Source organism: Arcicella sp. GW822-FHT02H01, assembly GCF_058802005.1.
This window is the reverse complement of record NZ_JBXANT010000001.1, coordinates 375,578-387,798: the sequence shown is the minus strand read 5'-3', so window position 1 is coordinate 387,798 and position 12,221 is coordinate 375,578. Positions and strand designations below refer to the sequence as shown.

At 35.1% G+C, this 12,221-nt stretch carries 12 protein-coding genes; 6 read left to right on the top strand and 6 right to left on the bottom strand.

Annotated features, from left to right (window positions below; translation table 11 throughout):
• Positions 1–22: 22 nt before the first annotated feature.
• The 5 genes from AC1RNE_RS01665 (at position 23) to AC1RNE_RS01645 (ending at position 4,371) form a co-directional block, all read left to right on the top strand.
• A complete protein-coding gene (locus AC1RNE_RS01665; RefSeq protein WP_492799322.1) occupies positions 23–883 on the top strand; it encodes a sugar phosphate nucleotidyltransferase in 861 nt (286 codons plus the stop codon).
• 160 nt (positions 884–1,043) lie between these two features.
• On the top strand, positions 1,044–3,089 hold the full coding sequence (gene ispG / locus AC1RNE_RS01660; protein ID WP_492799321.1) for a (E)-4-hydroxy-3-methylbut-2-enyl-diphosphate synthase: 2,046 nt from the start codon (positions 1,044–1,046) through the stop codon (positions 3,087–3,089).
• Positions 3,090–3,265: 176 nt separating this feature from the next.
• Positions 3,266–3,454, top strand: a complete 189-nt coding sequence (locus tag AC1RNE_RS01655) for a DUF6728 family protein (protein ID WP_492799320.1) — start codon at positions 3,266–3,268, stop codon at positions 3,452–3,454.
• A 7-nt stretch (positions 3,455–3,461) separates the two neighbouring features.
• A complete protein-coding gene (locus AC1RNE_RS01650; protein WP_492799319.1) occupies positions 3,462–3,815 on the top strand; it encodes an MmcQ/YjbR family DNA-binding protein in 354 nt (117 codons plus the stop codon).
• Positions 3,816–3,819: 4 nt separating this feature from the next.
• The gene (locus AC1RNE_RS01645) at positions 3,820–4,371 is read left to right on the top strand and encodes a tetratricopeptide repeat protein (protein WP_492799318.1); all 552 of its coding nucleotides are present in this window, start codon (positions 3,820–3,822) and stop codon (positions 4,369–4,371) included.
• Between the two features lie 68 nt (positions 4,372–4,439).
• On the opposite strand, the gene AC1RNE_RS01640 is transcribed toward AC1RNE_RS01645, so the two are convergent.
• From AC1RNE_RS01640 to AC1RNE_RS01615, 6 genes are all read right to left on the bottom strand, one after another.
• A complete protein-coding gene (locus AC1RNE_RS01640) occupies positions 4,440–5,672 on the bottom strand; it encodes an exo-beta-N-acetylmuramidase NamZ family protein (RefSeq protein WP_492799317.1) in 1,233 nt (410 codons plus the stop codon).
• Between the two features lie 52 nt (positions 5,673–5,724).
• Positions 5,725–6,921, bottom strand: coding sequence for a hypothetical protein (locus AC1RNE_RS01635; protein WP_492799316.1), 1,197 nt, complete (start codon positions 6,919–6,921; stop codon positions 5,725–5,727).
• A 23-nt stretch (positions 6,922–6,944) separates the two neighbouring features.
• A complete protein-coding gene (locus tag AC1RNE_RS01630; protein ID WP_492799315.1) occupies positions 6,945–7,817 on the bottom strand; it encodes a type 1 glutamine amidotransferase in 873 nt (290 codons plus the stop codon).
• 140 nt (positions 7,818–7,957) lie between these two features.
• Positions 7,958–9,055, bottom strand: coding sequence for a carboxylate-amine ligase (locus AC1RNE_RS01625; protein WP_492799314.1), 1,098 nt, complete (start codon positions 9,053–9,055; stop codon positions 7,958–7,960).
• 273 nt (positions 9,056–9,328) lie between these two features.
• On the bottom strand, positions 9,329–10,312 hold the full coding sequence (locus AC1RNE_RS01620) for an ATP-grasp domain-containing protein (RefSeq protein ID WP_492799313.1): 984 nt from the start codon (positions 10,310–10,312) through the stop codon (positions 9,329–9,331).
• Positions 10,313–10,375: 63 nt separating this feature from the next.
• Positions 10,376–11,080, bottom strand: coding sequence for an esterase family protein (locus AC1RNE_RS01615; protein ID WP_309916669.1), 705 nt, complete (start codon positions 11,078–11,080; stop codon positions 10,376–10,378).
• Positions 11,081–11,341: 261 nt separating this feature from the next.
• Here AC1RNE_RS01615 and AC1RNE_RS01610 point away from each other — a divergent pair, with 261 nt between their 5' ends.
• Complete coding sequence (locus AC1RNE_RS01610; protein WP_492799312.1) at positions 11,342–12,148, top strand: alpha/beta hydrolase; 807 nt, start codon at positions 11,342–11,344, stop codon at positions 12,146–12,148.
• Positions 12,149–12,221 lie beyond the last annotated feature (73 nt).

Below are 12,221 nucleotides of genomic sequence, written 5' to 3'. Positions count from 1 at the left end.
TAGCAAAATAAAAAATCTTTAAATGGCAAAATTACTAATCATGGCGGGCGGAATGTCGTCAAGAATGAAAAAAGCAGAAGGCACAGAAACGTTAGATTCTACATTAATTGAACAAGCAAACACACTTCCGAAGGGAATGATTGGTGTAGGAAAAGATGGTCGCCCATTTATGGATTATTTAATTTATAATGCACATCGTGCTGGTTATACAGAAGTTTTGATTTTAAAAAACCCAAAAGATAACGTTACCAAACCTTATTATGACCAATTGGTAGCCGACTATAAAGCTTGGGGAATTACTTTTAAATACGCCACACAACAAATTGCCCCAGACCGCGAAAAACCTGCTGGTACAGCCGATGCCATCCAACAGGCTTTAGAGCAAACACCTGAATGGAAAGGCGAACGATTTACGGTTTGTAATTCTGACAATTTGTATTCTGTTAAGGTACTTACTTTGTTGAAAGATTGTCCTGTACCAAATGCTGTGGTTTCTTATGAAAGTATTGCCTTGGGCGTTGCTCCGGAAAGAGTAAAGGCTTTTGCAGTAATCAAAGCCGATGAAGAAGACTACCTGATTGAAATCATCGAAAAACCAAATTATGAACAAATAGAATCTGCTAGAGATAAAAATGGTAAGATTGGTGTAAATATGAACGTATTTCATTTTTATTATGATGATATTTTGGAATATGTAAGCAAAGAACCATTCAATCCTGTTCGTAACGAGCGTGAATTGCCAAGTGCCGTAATGAAAATGGCTAAAGAAAACGTGAAGAAAGTAATTACGGTACCTGTAGAAGAAAACGTACCCGACCTTACTTCAAAAGGAGATATTAGTATTGTACAAAAATATTTGATAGATGAATTTGGTGAGTTTTAACTCATAAATCTAGCATTTGATTAATTTGAAAATGTTTTATTTCAAATTTAACACAACCATTCAGCCCCGATAAACGTTTTAAGTTTATCGGGGTTTTTTGTATAAACTCAAAAGTAAATTACAGAATCTTGTATCTTTGCATAGAACAATTCAATAATCCATGTCAACTACTCAAACTATTAATAGCCTGATTGAAAATGGCAACCGCTATGCCAATTCATTAACTGAATATTCTCGTAGAAAAACGATTACTGTAAACGTTGGCGATGTGCCTATGGGTTCTGATTATCCTATCAGAGTACAATCTATGACCACCATTGATACGTTAGACACGCTTGGGTCAGTAGAGCAAACCATCAGAATGGTTGAATCTGGTTGTGAATATGTGCGTATTACGGCGCCATCAGTGAAGGAAGCACAGAATTTGGATAATATTCGCAAAGAGTTGAGAGTAAGAGGTTATAGCGTACCATTAGTTGCTGATATTCATTTTACACCAAATGCCGCTGAATTGGCAGCAAGATTGGTAGAAAAAGTAAGAATCAATCCGGGAAACTATGCTGATAAAAAACGTTTTGAAACGATAGACTATACCGAGATTGGCTATCAAGTAGAATTAGATAGAATCAGAGATAAGTTTTTGCCATTAGTAAATATTTGTAAAGAATATGGTACAGCAATGCGTATTGGTACCAACCATGGTTCATTAAGTGATAGAATTTTAAGTCGCTATGGCGACACACCGCTTGGGATGGTAGAATCGGCCTTGGAGTTCTTAAGAATTTGCGAAGATGAAAATTATTTCAACATCGTACTTTCAATGAAGGCCTCAAATACCCAAGTAATGGTGGAAGCTTACAGATTGTTGTGCAAAAAGCTAGCAGAAGAAGGTCTAAAATCTTATCCACTGCATTTAGGCGTAACTGAAGCAGGCGAAGGTGAAGACGGAAGAATTAAATCAGCTGTAGGTATTGGTACTTTATTAGAAGATGGCTTAGGTGATACTGTAAGAGTTTCATTAACCGAAGATCCTGAATTTGAAGCCCCAGTAGCCAAAGCTCTGATTGATAGATATACGCAAAGAAAAGAAAAGTCAACAATAATTTCAGCTTACACTCCCAACTCAACACTCAATACTCAACATTCATTCGATTCTCCTATTAATCCATTTCAATACTTTAGAAGACATACCCATGAAGTAGCCAATTTTGGTGGGCATAATGTACCTAGAGTAATTGCAGATTTTTCTCAGATAGAAGTTTCAGAGCATGATGATTTAAAACCAATCGGACATTATTATTTGCCATTACCAGACAAATGGACAATGAACGATTTGGGAGCTGACTATATTTATACGGCTAATAACCCTGCAAAATATATGTTGCCAATGGGACTAAAAGAAATTTTGGACGCTCCTACGTGGGATAAACAAACTGATAAGGTCAATAAATTCCCTTTGTTTACTTTAGAACAATATCAAACGCAAGCTTATAGGCATGATTTTTTGAATTTTTTGAGTATCAATTTATCCAATTTAGACGCATCAGTGATTGGGCAAATCAAAGCTGATAAAACCCTTGTTTTGGCAGTAGAAACGGATAACGAACACGCTATGCCAGCATTACGTCGTTTATTTTTTGAATTGATAGCACAAAATATAAGTACTCCTGCTGTGTTGGTAAGAAAATATGACAACCTTTCAGAAAGTGATTTTCAACTATTTTCAGCTACTGATTGCGGAGGATTGTTGATTGATGGTTTCGGTGATGGAATATTATTGAAATTACCTGATTTATCAGAAAAAGCTGAACTATTAATAAAATCAAAAAGTTACAATTCAACAGCCTTTGGTATTTTACAAGCTGCCCGCACTAGAATGAGCAAGACAGAATACATTTCTTGTCCTTCTTGTGGCAGAACCCTTTTTGATTTACAAGAAACTACTGCCTTGATTCGTAAGCGTACAGAGCATTTAAAAGGGATAAAAATTGGCATTATGGGTTGTATCGTTAATGGCCCAGGTGAAATGGCAGATGCCGATTATGGATATGTAGGGGTGGGGAAAGATAAAATCGCACTATATCGCGGACAAAACGTGGTAAAAAAATCGGTTCATGCTGATAATGCGGTAGATGAATTGATTGATATTATCAAAGAAGATGGTGTATGGTTTGAACCAGCAGAATCTTTAGAGGCTGTTTTCTAATAAATTATGTAAGTAGTTATTAGTAAATAGTGATTGGTAAACGGTCCGCCTTCGCGGTAGCATTTCAAATTCCTAATTATAAACTGTTTACAACAAATAAAAACATTACTTAAATTGTATTGATTATTTTCAATGATAGTATCAGTACGCTATTTCAGCATTATAAACACAAGACAATGTCAAAATTAAAAGACCAGTTTAATTTAGGGGAAGCGTTAGGATACTTCTTTAGAATTTTCAGCAAACCTGATCCTAAAAAGCCCACTAATTTTAACATCAAAACCATGCACGTCATCAACAAAATATCAATTGTGATGTTTTTGATGTGTGTAATCGTAATGATTTACAGAGCATTCTTTAGATAATTAAGCAATGAATATTGAAGAGTTCCGAGATTTTTGTTTATCTATGAAAGGGGTAACAGAAGAATTACCTTTTGGACCAGACACTTTGGTGTATAAAGTAATGGGCAAAATGTTTGCCTTGACGGGTCTGGATACTGAAATTTTTACCGTAAACTTAAAATGTGACCCTGATAGAGCTATTCAATTACGAGAAGAGTTTCATTATATCACACCGGGGTATCACATGAACAAAAAACATTGGAATACTGTAAACGGAGATAGTGCATCTACTGCACAATTAAAAGAACTTACTGAACATTCGTATCAGTTGGTTGTTGCAAGCTTACCTAAAAAAGTACAAGTAGAATTTCAAAATTTATAATTGTATGGAGTGGTTATTATTGTTTTTCTTCCTGCCCTTTGTACTGACCATGATGTTTTTCAACTGGTTGGAGGAAAAGCTATTTAAGTTTCGTGACCGTGAAAAATTAGAAGAAGGCGAAATACTACTTCATGAAAATAAATTTGTTGAAGCTCAAGTATTTTTTACTGAAAAATTAAATCATTTCCCAAAATCTTCTAGAGCCTATTTTTACAGAAGCAAAGCAAACCTAATGCTTAAAAATTACTTTTCGGCTTTGTATGATATTGAACAATCTATTTCTTTTGATAACACCGTAGGTGAAGCTTACATTATTAAAGGCAAAGTGCTTTATAAGTTAAAAGAATATGATAGAGCGTTTCTGGAATTTGATAAAGCCGATTGGTTCTTTAGAAGCGAAAATCCCGAAACCTTACGTTGGCGAGGTATGGCTAGATATTGTATTGGTCAAGTAGAAAATGCCATTAATGATTTCAACAAAGCAGTATTATTAGGCGACGAAGATGCCGCCTATATTCTAAGAACCAAGTTTGAGTATATCAAAAAAAGAGGATAAAAGTATTAAAATGAGTCAAGTAGTTAAAAAAAGATACTCACTAAATCACTCATTCGCTAACTCACTCATTATTTGTAAATCAAATACTTTTTTCTCATCGTTTTATATTCCGATAATTGAGGTTCCCAAGAATCTTGAATTTCTTTAACGCTTTTTCCTTCAATTATCTGTTTTCTGAATTCATAATTACCTACCAATACATCAACATTGAGCATTTGGTCACTCTGAGACCTATCAAAAAACTTATCTTTGAATGGATACGCCTGATAAAAATCTATCATCCATTGAATATTGATTCTTTTACTTTTTCTGAGTAGCTCAATATCATAGTTTCTAAAGTCTATCCCGTAGCATTCATTATCCATGTGCAAAGGTTTTTCGCTCATGCCTTTAATACTCACGGGCTTAAAAGAAAAACTATAAGTACCTTTCAAAGCTGGACTTCCTAACACTGTAAAAGGGAAATACGTACCCCTCCCCTGACTAATAATAGTGCCTTCAAACAAACACATAATTGGGTAAAGCATTACACTTTGCTGTGTGTTGAGATTCGGTGATGGTTTTACAGGCAAGGTATAAGCATCATCATGCGTATAGTTTTTTACTGGAATGATTTTTAATTTACAAATCATTTTATTCGCTAACCAACCCTGACCATTTATCATCTGTGCAAATTCTCCAATCGTCATTCCGTGGGCAATGGGAATTGGAAATCTACCCACACCAGACCTTAAAGTCATATCTAAGATAGGGCCATCTACTAAATATCCATTCGGGTTCGGTCTATCCAGAATCAACAATTCTTTGTTGTTTTCAGCACAAGCTTCCATTACATCACGCAATACGTTGATGTAAGTATAAAAACGACAGCCCACATCTTGAATGTCAAAAATCATTAAATCAACATCTTTGAGGTCTTCAACAGATGGCTTTCTTTTTGAACCATACAATGAAATTATTTTAATCCCTGTACTTGGGTCTTTTTCATCACTGATGATTACCCCAGCACTAGCATTCCCTCTAAAGCCATGTTCAGGTCCAAAAACCTTTACTACATTAATGCCTAACGCTACTAAGCTATCAACCAAATGCTTTTTACCAATAATACTGGTTGGATTAGCCAGAATGCCGATACGTTTGCCTTTTAAATAGGGCAAGTACTTATCTGTTTGCTCAGCGGCTGTTAGGATTGGTTTGAGTTTAGCTACAAATGAGAAGTTATCTTTTTCAATTGAGTTAATCTTTAAGTTTGAAAAAAGACATAATGTTGAAATAACGAATATCGAATAAAAAATTTTCATGTTTTTTGATGAAGTTTTGAAGCAAGGTAAAGGAAATAGACTTAGGTAGATATCATCTCTCCATAAAACAAACACTACCCCCTACCCAATCAAAATCTTTATTGAAGCGTACTCCAATCATTTCTCCTCTTGAAAGTCGGGCTAAATTGCTTAATAGTATTGGTCTTGCTTCCTCTTTTTGCCAAATATAAAGCATCCTGATTTCGCACTTTACTGCACTGCCATCAGTAGTTTGTATGACAGGTTCATATTTTACTTTCCTTTGTAAAATATAATTTTCAGGGTCGGTAATGGCAGTTAAATCACTTTCAGTAATATTGATTTTCACCCCTGTTCCTGCAAAAGAGAAAAGTGGCTTTAATACGTAGTTTGATAAATTTTCAGGAAACTTGCCTGCATAATCACTCAAAAATCTACATTCAGGAATATAAGGATTATTCAAAAATGGCATGGTGTATTTACTAATCCTAAAAAACCAATTGGGATGCCCAACCCATTCAACATCAACATCATCTGTTAAATTGAAGGCTGTTTGTAAATCTGGGAAATTTGTTAAATCATCAAAAATCAAACGATTGTATATTTTATGAATAGGTGTTTTTACACCATCGTTAATATAAAATAGTTTACGTCCTTCTTTAATGATTTTGGTAAGACACACAGCTTTAACACCAATCAATTTTTCGGTTACTTCAAAATCAACCCTTGTTTTTTGTTTCTCAGGATAAATCTCTAAAAGGATAACATTTTCAAGTTGCTCATCGCCAACTACTAGTTTTTTAAAAGCCTCAACGTATGATTTTCTATCAAAATCATTAAACAAAAAATCATAATCGTCAGGAATGTTGTAATGCTTTTGAAAAGTTTCAGACAATAAATACTGAAACCCAAACAATGAAGGAAAACCTTGTAGTTCTATCAACTGTGGCACAAACTCACCTTGATTATCCTGACAAACTGCAAAATCAATGGCTAAGAAAGATGTATGTTCATTTTCATTAGGCACATTTTGTTCCGCTGGTATAGCCTTATCAGTCTTCATCTTAAAATCATCCCCTACTATTACATCAATAATACTTTCACAAGTACTTATGAGTTTATCTTTCAAAGATTTGGGGACAAAAACAGGTGTTTCTGCTACTCTAAACTCAAGAGAGTCTTGCGTAGCATTGTTTAAATCTGCCAAAAATTCTTGATACTTTACTTCAGAAAAGGATTGATTAAATGAAGCTCTGATTTCTTTTTGCATAACAAGGATATTTTCAAAACAAATTATGCCATTTCTCCAAAAAGTTCTTTTTGACTGATGGTTGAATAGGCTTTTTCAAGAAATTTTGGAATAATGATGGATTCTGTCAGCATGATTTTATCAGGGTCGTCCAGCTTCGCAATCATATCGTTGTACTTTTCAACTCCATGCGTTTTTATCACAGCTTTCTTTTTTTCATCCGACATCAGCAATTTTAGCATACCTTGTGCATCAGCCTCGGGATGAAACTGTGTACCAAATACTTCGTTAGAAAACCTGATAGCCATAATAGCACGCTCTAAGTTTACGTGTGGACGTTCTTTTTCCATGCGTAAAATCTGAACACCTAACTCTTTGATAATCTTCAAGTTGGGACTTACTAATTGATAATCACGAGAGTCTACCACATAAAATGGCTCAGGCAAGCCTTCAAATAATGCTTCTTTAATTGTTTTATCAATGGGATTCACAGGAAATACACCAAAGGATGTACTTTTTCTTTTGGTCACTTTTCCAATTTCTAAGTGACGTGCTACTAACTGAAAAGAATGACAAATCAAAAATAAGAATTTGGGAGCGATTTCTCCACTCAATACTTCCTCTGATTTATTATGTGCTAATATTGAATCAATTAAAGCAAAATATGGCTTTTCCCAAGCTTCATCAGAAGGTAATGGACTTCCAGGTCCACCTGAAGAAATGTAAATATCGTATGCCAAATCAGGAAGCTCAGTATTCGCTCGAACGTTGAAAACCTGTGTATTTACTTCAATATTTTTTTGTATTCTGAATTCGTTAACCAAATTAATAATGCAACGCATGCCTTCACCAGCTACGTTGTCATACATATCTAAAACTGCTATTTTTAGTGGTTTTTCTGTCGAAATATTTTGCATCGTAAATTTGTTGATATGAATTTTTATCAAATATTTAATCTCTACTTAACTTATTAAATCGACGCAATTTACTAAAAATAGCCTTAAAATCAATTTGTTACGGAATACAAAATAAAATTTAACATAGCTTTATCACCCTTTTAAATACCAAATCTTGTTTCTTGAACGATATAATCTACTACACTTTTCAAATCGTTAGTTTCTTCAAATACTGCTAACTGACGGTCTGCGCCAGTACCATTTTTAAGGATTTCTTTGATATAAGCTACTTCATTGCGACTTCCTAATTCATCCAATACATCATCCACAAAATCTAGTAGTTCATCACATAAATCACTATAAGGCACTTCTTCTTGTTTCCCAAAATCAATCAATTTTGCTTGAATACCATATCTGGCTGCTCGCCACTTATTTTCATTGATTAATACTTTTCTGTACGACCTAAAATTCAGATTTTGTTTTAACAACTTATGGATTTTCGCCACCAAAGCCTGCATTAATGCTGCTAAACAAATGGTTTCGTCAACTCGCATCGGAATATCACAAATTCTAAATTCAATGGTGTCATAATAAGGATGCAAGCGAATATCCCACCAGATTTTCTTTCCGCTGTCGATACATTTTGTTTTTACAAGCAAATTGATGTATTCATCGTATTCACTAGCAGAGGCAAAAAACTCGGGAATACCTGTACGAGGAAATTTATCGAATACTTTTGAACGATATGATTTAAAACCAGTGTTTCTTCCACACCAAAAAGGCGAATTGGTAGAAAGCGCATAAATATGGGGTAAGAAATAACGAACAGCATTCAATATTTGTATGCCTTCATTTCTACTTTGGATGCCCACATGCACGTGTAACCCAAAAATCAAGTTACCTCTGGCAACATCACGCATTTCATCGATTAAAGAATCATAATGCGGACTCGGCGTTATCAGTTGGTCTTGCCAATCTGAGAACGGATGTGTACCTGCCGCTGCTAATAGAAGGTTGTTTTGTTCGGCAAGTTGGATAATATTTCGCCTAAGGTCGGTTACCTCCTCTCTTGCTTCTTGAATATTATAACAAATATTCGTCCCAACCTCCACAACAGCTTGGTGCATTTCGGCTTTTACTCTTTCTTGTAAAATAATCTGCCCGCCTTCAACAATTTTACTCATGTGCGAGCGTAACTCCCGCGTTACGGGGTCGATAGTCTGAAACTCTTCTTCAATTCCAATGGTAAATAAAGGCATAAGTTTGGAAGGTTTAAGGGCTGAAAACATGAGTCATCCCAAATTTTAAAATCACAAAAACAATCTAAAAACTAATTCAGACCGTTTCTTTATGATTGAGGCATACCGAATTCCTACTGTTTGAGCGGAGCGAGTTTAGGAATTCTTGATTTTCTTTTGTTACTTTTCTTGTATCAAGACAAGAAAAGTAAGGACAAGACAATAATAAATATAAATCCTGCCAAACTCGCTATTTTATAAAAAATTAGGCATGACTCATGTTTTACAACATCATTATTTTTTACTGTCTAAAATGGTATCTCTTGCATTCCCTGCTACTGACGACGTAAGGAAAGTACCCCAAGTAAGGTTGTCTTTACCAGGTTTATGTTTTTTAGCACGGTCAATCGCTACTTTAGCCGCAGTTTCTACTACCCATTCAAAGTTTTCCTGACCAACAGAATTAATATCTGCATCTGGTGCAGGGTTACAAAAATCTATCGCATAAGGAATTCCGTCTTTTATAGCGAATTCAACAGTGTTGAAATCATAGCCCAACGCTTTATTCAGCCTAAGCACATAGTCTTTCACCGTTGCTAATAGTTTCTTGGCTGCTGGTCCTGTAGGCATATCGGCTACATAGCGTAAATGATGTGGATTTCTTGGTTCATAAGGCATTATTCTTACTTCTTTGCCTCCGATACAATAGCAACGGAAGTAATCTGTAAAAGTAATTTCCTCCTGCAAAAGCATCACCAACTGGTCGGTTTCATCATAAGCAGAGAACAATTCGTCGGGGTTTCTTACCTTATAAACACTTTTCCAGCCACCACCAGCGTGAGGTTTCATATAGGCAGGAAAACCGATGTAATCAAAAATATCTCCCCAAGGTAATGGGAATTTCAGGTTTCTGAATGAAGTCTCAGACGTATCTGTGGGGCGTTCTTTTGAGGGCAACAATACAGTTTTGGGTACGGGTACGCCCACATTTAACGCTAATGCATTATTAAAAAATTTCTCATCAGCCGACCACCAAAAAGGATTGTTGATAACAGCAGTACCAGCCATGGCTGTATTTTTAAGCATCGCTCTATAGAATGGGACATCCTGAGAAATGCGATCGATAATGACATCATATCCGCTAGATTCCCCTTGTATTACTTTCTCAACAATCATTCGCTCGGCCACGATGCCCGATGGTGCTATTTGATTTACTCTTTCTATAAATGCCTCTGGGAAAGAGGATTCCATTCCATGAAGAATACCTATTTTTTTCATAATGCTAAAATTCAATTTTACAGGTTTGATGAATGATTAATTCATTCTTGAAGTATTTTTCGATTAAATTCTATTCAAATATTCAGGGAACATTTCTCGCCAAATATCCCAGTCGTGTGTTCCATGCCAACGGACATCTAGCCAATGATTGATTTTCTTATTCGCCAAAATTTTAGATAACCTTTCGGTTTCAGGTTTGCAAAAATCAGCATTACACGTACCCAATACGATGTTCATCTGCCATAAATCTGGATGCATGGCATTAGGGAGATAATCAGGAGGATTGTTGAAATAAACGCTCTCGCTATAGTACCCATTCAAAAATGAGCGGATATCAAAAGCAGCACCCATTGTAAACAAATGTGATACTTTATCAGGATGACGAAAAGCAAAGTTTGCGGCATGAAAACCGCCAAAGCTACAACCTGCTACAGCTACTTTAGAGGTATTGCATTCGCGCATGATGGCAGGAATCAATTCTTCATTTAAATATTGGTCATAATAAATATGGTTCTGTATACGCTCTGAGGGATGCAAGTGTTTGCCATACCAAGAATATTTATCGATACTATCGGGGCAATAAATTTTTATTTTGCTGCTTTCAATTTGCTTTTTTGCTGATTCAATTAGCTTAAAATCCTTTGCCTCGTAATATCTCCCCATTGTAGTAGGAAAAACAATGACCGGATAGCCCCAATTTCCAAAAATCAACAATTCATTATCTGCTCCGAGATGATGAGAATAATACTTGATATAACGTTCTTGCATTTTGTTGGTGAGGGTTTTACATTATTTCAAAAATTTATTCACAGCTAGATTTAGACTATTTAAATTACGATAAAATTACCACTTGACAATACTTTCGGATAAAAGTAGGTGTTTTACTCAGATTTCTGTTTTACATAGAATCTTTACTCTAAAATAGAAACTGTTTTTAACTTTCAAAACAAAACATTGGAATAATTTATCTGTGAAATATTTAACAATTTGTTTATTTTCGGGAATAATCCAAAAATTGCTAATTGACGTATGACTATATATTCACAAAATTCTTCCTCAGAAATCCTTCAAATTGAGGATAATATTTATTCAGCCTACCTAAATAGAACTGTTCATATCACTTTAATATATCCAAAAAAAAATAATTCACTCAACTTGATTATTTTTAATGATGGTCAAGACTTTGAGTCTTTGAAAATCAAACAATGGATTTCGTCCTTGATGGATGACAACAAAATATCTCCTATTTTATGCGTAGGCATTCACGCCAATAATGAACGCTTACAAGAATACGGAACGGCATCGCAAGCTGACTATAAAAACAGAGGAAACAAGGCTCATCATCATGCTAACTTTGTTTTGAAAGAATTGTTACCATTTTTAGAAAATTCTTATTCATTATCATCAAAAAATAGAGTAATGGCTGGTTTTTCTTTAGGAGGATTATCCGCGATGGACATTGCTTGGAATCATCCGAAGATATTTGCTAAAGTGGGTGTTTTCTCTGGGGCATTATGGTGGCGACAAAAAGCTGAAGAAGACGGCTATACGGATGAAAATGATAGGATAATGCACAACATTGTCAGAAAAGGGGAATATCACAAAAACCAACAATTCTGGTTTGAGGCAGGCACCAACGATGAAACCTCTGATAGAAACCATAATGGCATTATTGATGCCATTGATGATACCCTCGACTTAATGAAGGAATTAGAAAAACATGGCTATAAAAAGAATAAAGACATCGTTTACAGACAAGTAGAAGGCGGAGAACATAATCAACAAACGTGGAGCAAAGTAATGCCCGAGTTCCTTACATGGGCTTTTGGGCAATAAGTTTTTTTATTTTACTGACTCTTTTTCTTGTTTACCGATTATCCCAAAACTTTACTAGTTATCACATTTAGGG